This window comes from Arthrobacter sp. V1I7 (assembly GCF_030817015.1).
Classification (GTDB): Bacteria; Actinomycetota; Actinomycetes; order Actinomycetales; family Micrococcaceae; genus Arthrobacter.
On record NZ_JAUSYS010000001.1, the window covers coordinates 123,131 to 139,194 of the forward strand.

Annotated in this window: 9 protein-coding genes and 3 pseudogenes; 6 read left to right on the plus strand and 6 right to left on the minus strand. The window is 65.4% G+C overall.

Features of this window, described 5'->3' with window-relative positions:
* Positions 1–212 precede the first annotated feature (212 nt).
* From QFZ69_RS00535 to QFZ69_RS00545, 3 genes are all read left to right on the plus strand, one after another.
* Positions 213–1,190 (plus strand): DnaJ C-terminal domain-containing protein, encoded by a 978-nt coding sequence (locus QFZ69_RS00535; RefSeq protein ID WP_306914827.1) that lies wholly within the window; start codon positions 213–215, stop codon positions 1,188–1,190.
* Positions 1,191–1,204: 14 nt separating this feature from the next.
* Positions 1,205–1,627 carry a heat shock protein transcriptional repressor HspR gene (locus tag QFZ69_RS00540; protein WP_306914828.1) on the plus strand — a complete coding sequence of 141 codons (423 nt, stop codon included), beginning with the start codon at positions 1,205–1,207 and terminating at the stop codon, positions 1,625–1,627.
* A gap of 237 nt (positions 1,628–1,864) precedes the next feature.
* Entirely contained in the window at positions 1,865–2,239 is a 375-nt protein-coding gene (locus QFZ69_RS00545; RefSeq protein WP_306914830.1) for a hypothetical protein, read from the plus strand.
* Positions 2,240–2,245: 6 nt separating this feature from the next.
* Here QFZ69_RS00545 and QFZ69_RS00550 read toward each other — a convergent pair.
* Positions 2,246–5,768, minus strand: a pseudogene (locus tag QFZ69_RS00550) (SNF2-related protein).
* Between the two features lie 237 nt (positions 5,769–6,005).
* On the opposite strand from QFZ69_RS00550, the pseudogene QFZ69_RS00555 reads away from it, so the two are divergent.
* Positions 6,006–6,901, plus strand: a pseudogene (locus QFZ69_RS00555) (hypothetical protein).
* On the opposite strand, the gene QFZ69_RS00560 reads toward QFZ69_RS00555, so the two are convergent.
* The 4 genes and pseudogenes from QFZ69_RS00560 to QFZ69_RS00575 all read right to left on the minus strand — a co-directional run bounded on the left by QFZ69_RS00560 (position 6,898) and on the right by QFZ69_RS00575 (position 11,172).
* Positions 6,898–7,476: a DUF5655 domain-containing protein gene (locus tag QFZ69_RS00560; protein WP_306914835.1), complete on the minus strand. Its 579-nt coding sequence runs from the start codon at positions 7,474–7,476 to the stop codon at positions 6,898–6,900. The pseudogene QFZ69_RS00555 and the gene QFZ69_RS00560 sit on opposite strands and share 4 nt — an antisense overlap.
* A 425-nt stretch (positions 7,477–7,901) precedes the next feature.
* A pseudogene (locus QFZ69_RS00565) lies at positions 7,902–8,345 on the minus strand (formaldehyde dehydrogenase, glutathione-independent); the annotation flags it as partial.
* 110 nt (positions 8,346–8,455) lie between these two features.
* Complete coding sequence (locus QFZ69_RS00570; protein WP_306914837.1) at positions 8,456–9,871, minus strand: ferredoxin reductase; 1,416 nt, start codon at positions 9,869–9,871, stop codon at positions 8,456–8,458.
* Positions 9,868–11,172, minus strand: coding sequence for an aromatic ring-hydroxylating dioxygenase subunit alpha (locus tag QFZ69_RS00575; RefSeq protein WP_306914839.1), 1,305 nt, complete (start codon positions 11,170–11,172; stop codon positions 9,868–9,870). The genes QFZ69_RS00570 and QFZ69_RS00575 overlap by 4 nt, the downstream gene beginning before the upstream one ends.
* A gap of 161 nt (positions 11,173–11,333) precedes the next feature.
* On the opposite strand from QFZ69_RS00575, the gene QFZ69_RS00580 reads away from it, so the two are divergent.
* Positions 11,334–12,266 carry a LysR family transcriptional regulator gene (locus QFZ69_RS00580; RefSeq protein ID WP_306914842.1) on the plus strand — a complete coding sequence of 311 codons (933 nt, stop codon included), beginning with the start codon at positions 11,334–11,336 and terminating at the stop codon, positions 12,264–12,266.
* Between the two features lie 603 nt (positions 12,267–12,869).
* Positions 12,870–13,292, plus strand: a complete 423-nt coding sequence (locus tag QFZ69_RS00585; RefSeq protein ID WP_306914844.1) for a hypothetical protein — start codon at positions 12,870–12,872, stop codon at positions 13,290–13,292.
* A gap of 378 nt (positions 13,293–13,670) precedes the next feature.
* Here the strand turns inward: QFZ69_RS00585 and katG are convergent, their stop codons facing one another.
* Positions 13,671–15,965, minus strand: coding sequence for a catalase/peroxidase HPI (gene katG, locus QFZ69_RS00590; protein WP_306914846.1), 2,295 nt, complete (start codon positions 15,963–15,965; stop codon positions 13,671–13,673).
* Positions 15,966–16,064 lie beyond the last annotated feature (99 nt).

Consider the following 16,064-nt stretch of genomic DNA (forward strand, 5'->3'; position numbering starts at 1 on the left):
GCCCCTCCGCCGGGTGGCCAAGGACCTGCGATCCTCGGCCACCCGGCTCCGGCAGCGGATAATGGCCTTCCCAACACTCGCAAGCTCGGGTCGGGGCCCTCGGCCAAATCCTTACATGCCACTCCCGGGCCCCTTGTCTCGCTCCGCTCCCGCGGTTGACTCGCCTAAGGTGAGTTTAGCTACGACGCATCAGAACTAGAGAGGAAACGCCATTGGCTAGCCAGGACTGGGTGGACAAGGACTTTTACAAGATCCTTGGTGTCGCCAAGGACGCTTCCGACGCTGACATCAAGAAGGCTTACCGGAAGCTCGCGCGGCAGCACCATCCGGACACCAACGCGGGAGACACCGCTTCGGAGAAGAAGTTCAAGGACATCTCCGAGGCCTACTCCGTGCTCTCCGATCCCGACGAGCGCCAGCAGTATGACGCCGTCCGCGCCATGGGCGGAGCCCGCTTCGCGCCGGGCGGCACAGGCGGCGCAGCCGGCGGCGGTGCGGGCTTCGAGGATCTCTTCGGCGGCCTCTTCACGGGCGCGGGCGGACGGCACTCCGGTGGCTACAGCACCGCAGGCGGCGTCCCGCCCGAGTTTGCGGACCTGTTCGGCGGCGGCTTCGGCGGCGGCCAGTCGTTCCAGCGGGCCCCGCAGAAGGGCGCAGACCGCACGGCGTCCACCAGCATCTCCTTTGCCGGGGCGATCCGCGGCACCACCATCGGGCTCCGCGAACCGGACGGCGAAGTCATCGACGTCCGCATTCCGGCCGGGATCAAGGACGGCCAGAAGGTCCGCGTACGCGGCAAGGGCCAGTACGGCCCCGCTGGCAACGGCGACTTGATGGTCACAGTCTCCGTGAAGCCGCACGATTTCTACGTCCGCGACGGCGACAATCTCCGCATCCACGTTCCGGTCAGTTTTCCGGAGGCGGCCCTGGGTGCCGACATCGAGGTCCCGACGATCGAGGGTGACACGGTCAGGGTGCGCGTTCCGGCCGGTACCCCATCGGGCCGCACGCTCCGCGTCAAGGGGCGCGGCGTCAAGCATGCCAAGGCAACCGGGGACCTGCTGGTGACAATCGACGTCGCCGTTCCCCGGAAGCTCAACAAGGAAGCGGAAGAAGCCGTGAAGACCTTCGCGGCCGCCACGGCCGGCGAGGACGTGCGCGCCGGCCTGGCAGCCAGGGCCCGGCTCTAGGAACGGGTCCTGCCATGGACATCGAGTCCGACCAGCCCATCTTCGTCATCTCCGTGGCCGCGGAGCTGGCCGACATGCACCCGCAGACCCTGCGGCAGTATGACCGGCTGGGCATCGTCTCGCCGAGCCGCGCCCCGGGAAAGTCCCGGCGCTATTCCCAGCGGGATGTCACGATGCTCCGCGAAGTGCAGCGGCTCTCGCAGGAGGGCGTTTCCCTCGAGGGCATCAAGCGGATCCTCCAGCTGGAGAACCAGGTGGCCGCGCTCCAGCACCGGGTCATGGAACTGACCGAGGAGCTGGGACGGCGCCGCCAGCCGCTGGATGCCCGCGTTTTTGCGGCCGGGACCGCCGGGGACGTCGTCAGCCTCGCCCGCGGCAAGCGGCCCCGGCCGCGCTCCCAGGCCATCGTGGTGTGGCGGCCGCGCGGTTCCGAATGACCATCACACTCCCCGGCGATGCCTTCGGCGGACCTTCGGGATCCGAGTAGCCGTCGACTGAAAGACGGGTACCGGGCCCGCGTGACGCCGGCCTCCTCGGGCCTGTTGAATTGGAGCCCTCAACACATCTGATTGTCTGGGGGGGCAATAAATGTCGAATGCAGGGAAGCCACGCACAGCTGGACCTGGTGCACCGGTCCTGGGGGCAACGCCATGAGCTCCGGAATGGAAACGGCCGTGGTGTTTGCAAACTCGCTGCCCGGCTCGATCCTGATGTCGCTGGGGCAGGGCCTGGTGCTGGTCTGTGTCTGTGTCGACATGGTCCGCCTGCTGTCGGTGCCGCGGTCCCACCGTCGGTATCTGGCGAACACCGTCTTTCTGGCCCTTGCCTGGCCGTCCATCGTGATCAGCGCCTCAGTGGTGCTGGTTTATGCCGCCAGCGGGGCGTGGCAGAACGTCGCGGGCGGCGTCTTCATCCTGGTTGCAGTGATCTTCCGTTGGCAGCGCAGCGGGGATGAGGACAGCTGGTGGAAGGGCAAGGGCAAGGCCCTTGTACGCTGGCTCCGGAAGCAGGCGGCCGCAGGCTCAGCCGCGGCACCGGCCACCGCCTGATCTGGGTCAGTCGTTGAACAGCCCGGCCAGATCCTCCGCCGTCAGTGCGCCTCCAGACAGCGCGTCGCCCTGCATGACGTCTGCGAACAGCTGGGACTTCTTGGCCTTGAGGGCCATCACCTTTTCCTCGATGGTGTCCTTGGCGACCAGCCGGTAGACCATCACGTTCCGGGCCTGGCCGATCCGGTGCGTGCGGTCCACGGCCTGCGCCTCGGAGGCGGGGTTCCACCAGGGATCCAGCAGGAACACATAGTCCGCCTCGGTCAGGTTCAGGCCGAAGCCGCCGGCCTTGAGACTGATCAGGAACACCGGGGCAGCGCCGTTCTTGAATTCGTTGACCACGTCGGTGCGGTTCCGGGTGCTCCCGTCGAGGTAGCAGAACTCGATGTTTTCCGCCACCAGCCGTTCCCGGACCTTGCCCAGGAATCCCGTGAACTGGCTGAAGATCAGCGCCCGGTGGCCCTCGGCCACGAGGTCCTCGAGCTGTTCGAAGAGCACATCGAGCTTGCTGGACCGCACACCGGAGAGGGACGGATCAATCAGCGAGGGGTCCAGGCTGAGCTGCCGCAGCAGGGTCAGCGACTGGAAGATCGTGAAGCGGTTCGTGTTGACGTCGTCGATCAGGCCGAGAATCTTCTGGCGCTCCCGCTGCAGGTGCGTCTGGTAGACCTTCTGGTGCCGCGGATTGAGCACCACCTCGAGGATCTGCTCCTGTTTCGGCGGCAGGTCGTGGATGACCTGTTCCTTGGTGCGGCGCATCATCAGCGGCCGGACCCGGCGCCGAAGCTTGTCCAGTTGCGCCTTGTCGCCGTTCTTTTCCACCGGCTTCTGGTAGTACTCGGCGAACCGTTTCGGGCTCGAAAAGAGCCCTGGCGCCACGATCGACGTCAGTGCCCAGAACTCCATAAGGTTGTTCTCCAGCGGGGTGCCGGTGATGGCGAGTTTGAAGGCCGCCGGAAGTTTCCGGGCGCACTGGTAGGCCTTGGACTGGTGGTTCTTCACGAACTGCGCCTCGTCGAGCACAAAGCCGGCCCACTGCCGGGAGGCGTAGGCGTCGTAGTCGATCCGGAACAACGCGTAGGAGGTGATGACGATGTCCGCGCCGGCCATCGCGTCCGCAGGATGCGAGCCGCTCTTCGCGAAGGTTTCGCTGATGGCCCGCACCGTCAGGCCCGGCGCGAACCGCGCGGTCTCCGCCTCCCAGTTCCCGACCACACTCGTGGGGGCGACGACGAGGAACGGTGCCGCCCCGGCCGGGGACGGCGCCGCGCCGTCCGCCGGTGGTCCGGTGTCCGCCGGTCCGGGGGATACTGAACCGGCCTCCGCGGCAGGTTCCGCGGCGGCCTCCTTGGCCGCGCAGATCAGCGCCAGCGCCTGCACCGTCTTGCCCAGGCCCATGTCATCGGCGAGCACCCCGCCCAGTCCGTGCCGGTAGAGGAAGCTGAGCCAGTTGAAGCCTTCGAGCTGGTAGGGGCGCAGCTCGGCATTGAGGGTCGAGGGCAGCGGCAGGCCCTGCACCCCGCCCTCCAACAGGCCGCCGACAGCCTGGCGCCACGCGGCGGCCTGCTCGTCGACAATCCCGAGCTGGGCCAACTCATCCCAGAGGCCGGCTTGGAAGCGGCTGATCTGCAGCGGCGCATCCTTGTTGCCTTGGTTGTCCTGAAGGATGCGGGCTTCGTCGATCAGCGCCCGGAGCTGGTGCAGCTCGGGCAGGTCCAGGGAAAAGTACGCCCCGCTGGGCAGCAGCATCCGGGTTTGGCCGGCCGCGAGGGCGGAAAACAGGGCCGCGAAGGACACCGGCTGACCCTCCAGGGTGATGACAATGCCAAGGTCGAACCAGTCGCGGCTGTCGGTGGCCTTGGTCGAAATGGCCACCACGGGGGCTTCTTCGGCTTCGCGGTAGTCGGCCATCTCGCCGGCCGTATCCACCGTGATCCCGGGCAGCTCACGGAGCCGGGGGAGGACCTCCTCGGTGAAGGCCAGCGTGTCGAGGCCGCTGAGTTCGGCTGAGGCGGCCAGGCGCGGGGTCCCCCAGCCGCCGGTGGCCGACTCGCCCAAGGCGGGCACAACGTTCCAGGGCTGCCCCACGGTCTCCAGGATCTCGCCCTCCGCCGCGTCGTCGCGGTAGCCGTGATCGCCGGGGTGGCGCCACAGCGGCTGGGAGGTGACGAGCTTCCCGGATTTGTAGTGCCATTCCCAGTGCAGCCGTACCCGGTGGTCCGCGCCGTAGTCGGCCAACAGGGACAGGGTGGGGACGGCCAGCGCGGGCAGCTCGACCGACTCGTCGGAGGCCGTGACCCGGGCGGACTGCTTGAGCTTGGGATAAAACCCGGTCAGGAACCTGGTCTCATCACGGGCCGGGATGTGCAGGGTGCTCCCGGCGGTCACGAAGGTCAGCAGTTCCTCGCTGAGCCCGGCTTCCAGCGGGGCAAGGCTGATGATGGAGTCCGACGGCGCAACGCCGGGCAGGGCGTCGCCGTCCGAGGTCAGGAAAATCCCGTGCGCCGGCCGTCCGATCGTGCCGACGTGGGCCGGGTCGATCACGACACCCTCGACCGTGATGGTGGGCGCCAGCGACAGCCCTCCGCCTTGATCCGTGCCGGCGTCCGTGGCCGCGCCGCCGCCAGCGGCACCCCTTAAGGCCCGGGTTCGGCCCCTCCCCGAAGCGGGTGAGGTTGAGTCCGACGGCGGCAGGGGTCTCCACCACGCGCACCGGCTCCTGGCCGCTGCCGTGGACCAGGGCGACGCCGATCTTGCGGGCCTGGGCCAGCAGGCTCCACAGGTTCTTGCCGGCGTAGGTGTTAAGCCCCAGCCAGGGTGCGGAGCCCGAGTGCTGGCGGCTGGCAAGGGCAGTGTGCGACGCGAGGAATTCCTGCATCCACTCGACATGGGCCTCGTTGCATTCCCGCCGGTAGCTCAGGTAGCTCAGGGTGTTCCACGAAACGTCCCCCCGGATCCACTTGCCCTTGGCGCCCATGATCACGGGCCGGGCCTTCAGCTGCCGTACGCTGCGCAGCGGGTCCCGGCGGCCGGTGTAGGAGAAATGCGGGGTCGGTTCTTCAATTTCGAACTGGAGCGCGAGCGGAATTCCGTTGGTGGACGGGGTGATGCCCGGGCGGGCGATCAGCGGGCTGAGGGCCTGTTCCCAGTCCGGCACCTCGAGGACCGGAGCCTGGCGGGAGAGCCGGGACGTATCGGCGGGGGCCAGCAGCTGGACGCGCGTTGCCGGGTTGTCCTCGGCCGCGAACAGCAGGGCGGCCACGTGCTTGCAGTCCTTCCGGACCGGGCAGCTGCAGACACCCACGGTGCAGCTCCAGCCGCCCGCTTTCCGGACCAGCTTCGCCGTCGTCGAATAGGGCACATCGGAGCCGCCCCGCACTTTACCGAGCATCAGTCCGGTGGCGGCGTCGAAGGAGATCCCGGAAACCCGGCTGCCCATGGCGTAGGCCAGTCCGGCCGCAAGGGAGCGGTCGTTGATCGCGGGAGTCTGTATTGCCAGTGCCGCACTCTCGTCCGGATGGGATGGCATGTGCGCACTACTTTCAGCAGTTGGTCATCTGATCCATCTTAGCGAGCCTGGGGCAGCAGTCCGAACGTCAGCGGCTGGAGGCCCGGCAAGGTGAAGACCCCGACGGACAGCAGGATACGGAGGTATGCCACCCACATTTCGCCTAAAGTTCAGCTTCACCTCAACTGCCGGGCCAGCGGCGGGACATACTGTGAAGTGGTTCGGAGCGCCACCCGCAGTCAACAGCGAGGATTTCCCATGAGCGACGGCCTTACCACCAGCCTTACCGAGACCAGCTACGCCCCCGTTCTGACCCGCGAGAGCATCAAGGGCAGCGACGCCGAGGTGGTTGACGCGAACGTGGACGTGGTCAACAGATGTACGCGGAACTGCTGGACGTCGAGGAAATCGCGCCGGCCGCGCTGGGCAGCTATTACGTGGATTTCTACCTGACGCAGTCGCTCGGCGGCGGATTCGCCCAGTACGTGTTTACCGCGCCGGAACGCGAGGATATCGACTCATACATCCGGGCAGGGCTGGAAAAGATGGGGGCCGCCGCGCACCTGGACCTCTTCAACCGCACCGTGGCCGCGTTCGACTCGCTCTCCGATGATGAAGCGGACGCCTACCTCGACGGGGACGCTGACCTGGACACGGGCGCCGAGGCCGCTCCCGGCGCCGACAGCTCCGCGGCGGTACGCCTTCTCGAGGAGCTCGACGCCGAGTTCGAGTCGCTGCTAGAGACCGAGGACATCATTGCGCTCAACGCCCGCTGGCTCCGGGGCCTCGCGGATCTCCTGGTCCTGGACGACGAGGAACTCGACCGGCACATCGCCGAGCGGGTTTCCCGGATCCCGAACCTGGAAGAACGCCAGGCCGCGGCTGCCGAAGACGAACGGCTGCACGCTCCGGAGTTCGAACTAATCATCCGCGAACTGTGCGATCTGGCAGGCCACACGCTGCTGAAGATCACCATGGGCGACCCCAACTACAGCCACGACGGCCAGACCACCCTGGCGTGGCATTTCACCACTGACCAGGGCGAGTTCCTCATGCTGGAAGACGACGACGAAGCGTTCATGATCCATCCGGATACTAAGGAAATTCTGGCCGCCGTCGAGTTTGAGGAAGCGGACAGCGACCCTCTGCGCTAAGTGTTCTGGTGCAGCGCCCGGGCCAGGATGGCAAGGACCTCCTCGTTGACCGGAGTGTCGGCGCGCAGCCGGATCCGCCATCCTGCACGGACCCTGACGGCTTCGAGCCGACCTTCGGCCGGCGCGTCGATACGGAGAGTTACATCGACGCAGCTGTTAGTGGCGCGGGTGATCTGCGCGAACTTCCGCCGTGGGCTGTGGAGCGAAACGTACCCCTTGCGGAGCTGGATTTTCACGCCGTCGGTTTCCGCCGCCCACGCCAGGAGGTCGTCGGCGATCGGGCGCAGCTCGGGGTGGTTGGCGTACTGCGCCTCGAACAGCTCGTCGGCGTCGCGCAGCATAAAGTCCGGGTAGCCGAACATCTCCCAGGAAGCGGCGTACTGGGCATAGCCGGTGATGCCGTGCTGGTCCCGCATCCAGGCGCGGAGCTCGGCGTCGTTGGCAAGCCCGGCGGCGCGGCCCTGCTCCGCCCACCAGGCCGTGTCGGGTCCCGATTTCCGCAGCAGCAGCGACTGGTTGCTCTCCACCATGAACCGCCAGGTTTTCGCCGTGGTCTTCAGATCAATTTTGCCCATGCGTTGATCCTAGCGCCGGGTCTGCCGCCGCGGCAGCGGCAGGAGCCCGACGAGCCTGTGGTCCCTAGGAGACCTCGGATCATCCTTGTGCCCGCACGGTCCGGGCGCCAACAGACAGGGGCCAACAAGTCCGGCTACATAAGGTGCCGCGTTCGGCAAAACTTTGAGCCGGCCCGGGCAGCCGCGTTGTTGAAAGAGTGCACGAACCAGAACCAGCGGCGTTACGGCATTCGAATAAAAATCGAGGCTAGGCCACCGAGGGGTCGCTGGCATTCGATAGAGGAATGCCTTCCCGGGCCCGAGGGATTTCCATCGGCGGGTTGGTTTCTTCGTCAAGACGACGCGGTTGGTGCACCACCGGCACGGTCTGGGTGGTGCAATGACCGCTCTAGCCTGCCTGTAGGGAACCCCTCCTTTACCTCGGACTAGTTGCTGAGGTAGCCGTTCGGGTTCGGGACATACTTCGTGGCGGCTCCGGCATCGAATTCCGCGTACCCCCGCGGGGCATCCTGGAGCGAAATGGCCGTGGCGTTGACCGCCTTGGCGATCTGGATCCTGTCATGCAGGATCGCCATCATCAGCTGCCGGTTGGCCGGCGGCGGTGAGGTCCATCAGCGAATTGAGCACGGCGGCCGGCGCCTCCGGGCCTCGGCACCGTGCCCGTGTCCGCGGGCCTCGAAACCGACCGCGTCGATACCGGCATCGACCTCCCGGACGCCGAGAAGCTGCTCGATCTGGTCAGCCGGGTCGCCGTTGGCCACGTTGACGGTTTCGCAGCCAAAGGACCGGGCCTGGGCCAGGCGATCCTCATTGAGATCCCCCACGATGACCACCGCGGCCCCCAGCAGTTGGGCGCTGGTCGGGGGAGCCCGCGGATCCATAGGCGGCAAGCGAAACGCCACGCGTGGCATTCTCGCTCTTGTATTCTTGCCGTGAAAACAATCCCTGATGCTGTCCGGCCTAGAGCAGCTGGAAGCGGCTAGGCATCGATCACCAAATCGGTCCGCGCGGTGGAGCAGCAGGGCAGGAACTTGCCGGCAGAGATTTCCCGTGCCCGGATCCCGCCCTGGTGGTTCATCTCGACCTCCCCGGAAAGCTTGACGACCTTGCAGGAGCCGCACATGCCTTCCTTGCAGTTCGCGCCGATCCGGACGCCCGCACGCTGGGCCGCCTCGAGGATGTGTTCGGCGGGGTCGATGCGCACATTGATGCCGGTGCGCATGAAGGACATGGTGAGGCTTCCCGTTCCGACCGTGTCGAAGCTCGAGGCATCGGGGGACCCGGCCTCCGGCCCCGCGTCCGGACTGCCGTCGGGGGCTTCGGGACAGGGCGCGTCCGGGTCGACGGTTTCCAGCGGCAGCCCCGTGGCCTTCAGGGTTCCGTCGGCGTCGTAGCCAGGCTCGTAGAGGCCGAACGCGGCGGGTTGGCTTTCGAAGTAGTCCTCAGCGGATTCGGCGATCTCCTCCGCGATCTCCTCCGCGAAGTCGGCTGCAAGTGCCACCTCCGCCTGGTATTCAAGGAGCGTCTGGCGGTCTCCCGAGAAGAACTCCATGTAGATGGAAGTGTCATCGACACCAACCTTCTTTAGGAGCTCGGTGGCGGTGTTCAGGTACCCCTCAGGACCACATGCGTACACCTGGCGGCCGTTGGCGTCCGGGGCCACCTCCTCAAGCATCGCCGCCGTCAGCCTTCCGCTGAGTCCTTCCCACCCTTCCGGTACACTGCGGTCGCCCAGGGAGTAGTAAACCTTGACGCGTGAGTCCACGGAGGCGATATAGGCCAATTCCCGGTGGAAGGCAAAGCCTCCAGTATCTGAGCCGTGGTAGAGCACCACAACATCGGCGTGTCCGGGCAGGGAGTGGATGGTCCGCACCATGGACATGATGGGGGTGATGCCTGCGCCGGCGGCCAGCAAGAGGTACCGTGCCCGCCGGTCGGCGTCGGGCAGGTGGAATGCTCCCACCGGTCCCAGCATCTCTAGGACGGTGCCGGGTTTGACCTTCTCGTGCACCCATGGCGAGACCAGTCCCGTGGGGTCACACTTGACGGTGATGCTGAAGGTCCACGGCTCGGTGGGCGAACTGGACAGCGAGTAGCTGCGGTCCACCGGTTCCTGGTCCTCACCATTCACGGGGAATGCGACGTTCACGTACTGGCCCGCACGGAACGCCAGGGGCGCACCGTCGCAACGGCGGAACACAAAGGTCATCATGGCGCCGGCCTCGGGAACGGTCTCGACGCATTCGGCCATGAACTCCTGCGGATGCCACGGGCCCAATGCACGGGCTGCCCGGGCAGGTGTCTCTGTGCTTCCCATCACCCTGTTCCACGGCATCTCAAGACCGCGAATACGCTGTGGTTCGTGGATTGCCGTTTCAGTGAGGAGTTCAATCATGCCAAGTGCTCCTGCACGCGCTGCACGTACCAGTTGATGAATGCCTCGACCTGGTATTCGCTCTTCATGTAGGGGCCGGGCTCGTAGGCGGGACTGCCGGCACCCTGCTGGCACAGCTCCACGAACGCCTTGTCCTGCAGGTTCGTCTGCTTCCAGGTGTAGGTGAGCTTCTCCAGGTCGTAGTCGACGCCTTCCACGGCGTCGTCAGCCACCAGCCAAGTGGTGCGTACGAGGCTCTGGTGTTCGTTTATGGGGAAAACACCGAACGTGATGACGTGGTCGCCGAGGAAGTGGAACCAGCTGTTGGGCTGCAGGTGCATTGAGCAGCGGCCAAGGCGGAAGTCGCGCAAGTCGCCGAGCAGCTTCTTGGAAAGCCTGCGCCCGTCGGCGGAGAACGATTCACCCTCTCCATCGAGTGATTCCCGTGAGATGCGGATTCCCGCGATGCGCGTGTCAAGCTGCTCGACCACCTCGTAGGGAAGGCCATAGCGGCGGCAACGCTCCTCGAGGGAGGACTGGGCCTCCTTGTTCCGGTCCCACACTTCCTCAAGATGGGTCGGGATCAGGCCCTCCGTCAGGCCCCAAGTGGGGAATAGGGAGCAGGCGAGCTCGGGGTGGCCGTCGCAGTGGTAGCACTCACGGTTGTTCTCCATGACGAGCTTCCAGTTGCCCTCTTCGATGATGTTCTGCTGGTAGGCGATTTTTGTCTTCGAGAGATCATGGGGCGCGAGGTAGGGCTCAAAGATCTTCGCGGTTTCGTCGAAGTCCGTTGGCGGTTCATCCGCAATGCAGACGAAGATGAGTCCGGCGACCTCGCGGCCGTGGGCGCGCTTGAGGCCGAAGCAGCTCTTGTCGAACTTCGTTTCCCCCGGCGCGGAGGCATGGATCAAATTGCCCTCTGGGGAGTAGGTCCAGGAGTGGTAGCCGCAGACCAGGTTTCCGGTTGACCCGGCAGCTTCGGTCAGAACGCGGGCGCCGCGGTGGCGGCATACGTTGTGCAGGACGTTCACGTCGCCGTCGTCGTTGCGCAGCACAATCAGGGAGTAGGGCCCGTAGTCGACGGTGACGTAGTCGCCCGGTTCCGGCAGTTCGGCGGTGCTGGCGGCAAAGATCCAGTGCTGGCCGAAAATGGCCTCCATGTCGATGTTGAAAATCGTCGGGTCGGTGTAGAAGGGGGCATCGAGGGAGAAGCCGGCGCGCCGGAACTCAAACAACTCGGTGATTTCTGCCAGCTGCTCGGCAGGCAATGAGGCAGCGAGTTTTCCGCGTGAGTTGAGGGGCACGTTCACTGAAGCAGTCATGGGTTTCCTCCCGGGAGGGCTGGGGAAGTGTGCGATTCGGGGAGACCACGGAGTTGGTAGGTGCAACCGGCGTTGTCGCAAACGATGTAGCCATGAGATTAGTCACAAACCTTTTGCAATAAAAGCGCAAGATTGCGAAGATTACCATGCACAATAGGTGCATGATCGATGCGAGGCTCATCACACTTCGCGTGTTCGCCCGGTGCGGCACCATAGGGGCGACCGCGGAGCTCACGGGTTATTCTCCCTCTGCCGTCTCCGCGCAATTGCGGGAGCTCCAGCGCGTGCTTGGAATGCAGCTGCTGACGAAAGACGGCCGGGGCGTGCGGCTTACCGCCACGGGCCGCTTTATCGTGGCGGGCTCGGATCCCCTCATTGCACAATGGGAGAGCCTGCGCGCCGCAGCCATGGAGGCCGGCGACCAGGTGCAGGCCCGTTTTGGCCTCGGCGGATTTTCCACTGCAGCCGCCCAGCTGCTCGCGCCGCTGGCCGCCACCCTGCGCACAACACGCCCCCTGCTGGAGGTACAGGTACTCGAGGCCAACCCGGCCCGTTGCTTCGACTTGTTGATCGCGGAACGAATCGACCTTGCGGTTATTGTCGCCATGCAGTCCGACACTTATGGTGAGGACGATCCGCGCTTCGAGCAGACAGTTCTGCTCGACGATCCACTGGACGTGATCATTCCCGGTGACCATCCGCTGGCAGCACGGGAAACAGCGACGCTTGAAGAGCTGGCATCGGAACCGTGGATCACGGAGGCCGCTGGTTCCACCTACCATTCCCTCTTTACCGCGGCGTTCACGGCAGTCGGGGTGACACCGCGCATTGCCCATGAGGCCGTTGAATGGGAAACCCATATCGCGTTCGTGGGTGCGGGTCTGGGCGTCGGCCTGCTGCCACGGCTGGCGCCCCTGCATAGTGCCGAGAACGTGGTTCGGCTACGTATCACCGGTAAGGCAAAACCCACGCGCCGCATCGTCGCCGCGGTGCGCAGGGGCAGCATCGCCTCACCCCTGATCCAGGAGTCGCTCCGCATCCTGCAGGTTAACGCCCATCGGATCCTCACCGCCCGACCCGAAGACGACCTCTGAAAGCCCATGGCCGCGAGTCGTTGCCGACGGGCCAGCAGGTCCAGAAGGTGGCGTCACGTCGGCGCGGCCGGCCTTCTGCGCGCCGCACCAGACGGGCCGCGGCTCCAGGATGAGCCAGAGTGCGCCCACAACCGGCCCACGAAAGGGCCGTTTGCGGGCTGGAACCACTCCCAAACCACTCCCGGTGTCTTGATGAGGGCCAATGCTGGCCGCTTTTGTGGCCACCGTTGGCCCCTTGTTGGACCTTGGTTGCCTGGCTATCTAGGTAGACAGTATCTGTCTGTGAATGACATCGAATTCGACCAGGAAATGACCGGCGCGCGCTTCCGCATGCATCCATCGCTCGCTGTGCTCAGCCACGGAGAAAGTCACGGCTACGCGATCGGAGGTCCTTCGGCTGGACGGCTTCACCCGCATCAAAGGCGGGACGCTGCCCGCTCCTGAAGCGATTCGAAGACCAGGGGCTCGTCGAGCACACATGGCAACACGGCCAGACCGGTCGGGCCGAAAGCAGTTCACACTCACTAGGCCGCCAGGAATTCGAGCCTGGCGGCGAATGAGCGAAACTCTTACCGAGATCCAGACGACGCGACGGGAACAACCATGAGCTACGAGGAACGCCTGACTTTCAATCTCCGAGTGCGTGGGCTGCCTGAGCCAGAAATAGCTGAAGTCCTGGACGAAGTCCGGGCCCACGAGGCTGCCACAGGAACAGCCGCGGAAGCCGAATTCGGCGCAGCCGAGGAGTATGCGATGCAGTTCCCCAAGCAGAAGAGCCGGACGCGGGGGAAGTACCATTACTGCAATCAGCCCAGCCTTGGCTGTCGCCTATGCCACCAAGCGCTCGATGTCGTCCTGATGAAGCGGGATTCGCCGGTTGTTGAGCCACCTGTGGATGCCGGAGTCGCGGCAGTAGCGCCGGAGTTCCGTCGTGGTCATCCCGAGCTCGGGGCTACCTCCTCAGGGGTTCGGAACACGAGCACGATCGGGTCATTAGTCATTCTGCCGATGCCAGTGCCCGCATGACGAGCCGGCGGGTCGTGCCAGAATAAACGGAGAGAATGTGGAAGGACTACCAGCATCTGAACTGCTGCCCGTGTCATACGCGGAAGATTGCCTACAGTCTGGATGAGTCCGCTGCCCGAGTCGGAGCAGTACTAGGCTCCTGCGGCGCCAAATCGAAAACAGCTAATTAGTAGCGCGCTACGTCAATTCGAAACCACTCATCGCCCATGAAGAATTGGTCCCATGGCTCAATAGCATGCCGACAAAGGCTCTTAGCAATGGGGACCTATATCTCATATACGAAGCGCCCCGCCCTCCGTATATGGAGGGCGGGGCGTTGGTGTTTGGCTAGGCGGGTACGCGGTCAGGGACCGTGATGGCGATGGCCCGGGCGCTCACTCAGCGCAGGTCGAAGCGGTCGAGCTCCATCACCTTTACCCAGGCTGCCACGAAGTCGTTGACGAACTTCTCAGTGGCGTCGTCGCTCGCGTAGACCTCGGCGATCGCCCGGAGCTGGGAGTTGGAGCCGAAGACCAGGTCCACGGGTGTGGCGGTCCACTTCAGTTCGCCGGTGGCGACGTCACTGATTTCGTAGACGTTCTCCTCCGACTCCGACGCCTTCCACTTGGTGCCCGGTGAGAGCAGGTTGGCGAAGAAGTCGTTTGTCAGGACCTGGGGCCGGTCCGTGAGGACGCCATGGCTGGAACCGCCGACGTTCGTCCCGAGGGCGCGCATGCCGCCGATGAGCGCCGTCATCTCCGGTGCGGAGAGGTCCAGCAGGTACGCCTTGTCCAGCAGGAGAGTCTCCGGCTGGAGCTTCTCGCCGGGGCGCACATAGTTCCGGAACCCATCCGCCCGCGGCTTCAGGTACTGGAACTGCTCGACGTCGGTCTGGTCCTGGGCGGCATCGGTGCGTCCCGGACGGAACGGCACGGTGACGGCGAAGCCAGCGTCCCGGGCAGCCTTCTCCACCGCGGCGCAGCCGCCGAGGACGATCAGGTCCGCTAGCGAGACCTTCTTGTCCCCGGCTTGGGCGGCGTTGAACTGCTGCTGGACCCTCTCAAGCGCCTGCAACGCCGTCGAAAGCTGCTCGGGTTCGTTGACCTCCCAGCCGCGCTGCGGCTCCAGCCGAATCCGCGCACCGTTGGCGCCGCCGCGCCGGTCGGTCTTGCGGAAGGTGGACGCCGCGGCCCATGCCGTACCGGCAAGCTGTGAGACGGACAGACCCGAGTCCAGCAGTTGGGCCTTGAGCGAGGAGATGTCCTGCTCGTCGATCAGCGCGTGGTCCACTGCCGGGACCGGGTCCTGCCAGAGCTGGGCCTCGGGGACCCACGGACCGAGCATGTGCGGGCCAACCGGGCCCATGTCGCGGTGCAGCAGCTTGTACCAAGCCTTGGCGAATGCAAGCGCGAACTCGTCCGGGTTCTTCAGAAAGCGGCGACCTATTTCCTCATAGACCGGGTCGACGCGAAGCGACAGGTCCGTCGTCAGCATGGTGGGCCGGTGCTTTTTCTCCGGGTCGTGCGCGTCCGGGATGATCTCCGGGGCATCTTTGGCAACCCACTGGTGGGCGCCGGCGGGGCTCTTGACCAGCTCCCACTCGTACTCGAACAGGATCTCCAGGAAGCGGTTGCTCCACTGGGTGGGCCGGTCGGTCCAGGTGACCTCGAGGCCGGAGGTGATCGTGTCACCAGCCTTGCCGCTGCCGTACGTGCTGAGCCAGCCCAGCCCCTGCGCCTCGAGGTTGGCGCCTTCCGGCTCGGGACCTACGTGGGCGTCGGCGTCACCGGCGCCGTGGGTCTTTCCGAACGTGTGGCCGCCGGCGATCAGCGCGAAGGTCTCTTCGTCGTTCATGGCCATCCGCTTGAAGGTTTCGCGGATGAAGGCTGCCGCGAGTTTGGGATCCGGATTGCCCATCGGACCCTCGGGATTAACGTAAATGAGGCCCATCTCCGTGGAGCCGACCTCCTCCGACATCTGGCCTTCGCCGATGTAGCGTTCGTCGCCGAGCCAGGTGTCCTCGGGCCCCCAGAAAATCTCTTCGGGCTCCCACACGTCTTCGCGGCCGAAGGCGAAGCCGAAAGTCTTGAATCCCATGGACTCGAGGGAGACGTTGCCGGCGAGGACCAGCAGGTCCGCCCAGGAAAGCTTTTGGCCGTATTTCTGCTTCACCGGCCACAGCAGCCGCCGGGCCTTGTCCAGGTTGGCGTTGTCCGGCCAGCTGTTCAGTGGCGCGAACCGCTGGCTGCCGTCCCCTGCGCCGCCGCGGCCGTCGTGAACGCGGTATGTGCCGGCGGCGTGCCAGCTCAGCCGGATCATCAGGCCGCCGTAGTGGCCGAAGTCTGCCGGCCACCAGTCCTGGGAGGTGGTGAGGACCTGGATGATGTCCTGCTTGAGCGCCTCGACGTCGAGCTTCTGGAACTCTTCGCGGTAGCTGAACGTGGGGCCAAGCGGGTTGCCCGCCGGGTTATGGCTGTGAAGCACCGAGAGGTCCAGTTGGTTAGGCCACCAGTCCGCGACGGTCCGCGGCCGGTGCCCCTTGGGCTGCGGCGAATCGATGGCCGGGTTTTCACTCTCGCTGCCGTGCGAGGTCACGCTGCCATGCGCCACCGGGCACCCGCCTTCAACCTTGCTGTCCAGGCCCTGGGCACTTCCGGGGGAGGGGATCGGGGGGTGTTCCTGCCTATCAGTCATGTGCTTCCTTCCATATGGCCGAGGCCGCGTGTTTTTGGTCGTGGTGCTGGGACATGTAGACACCTTTGCTATGCGTTGGAGGTGGGTGTGCCCAGGCGG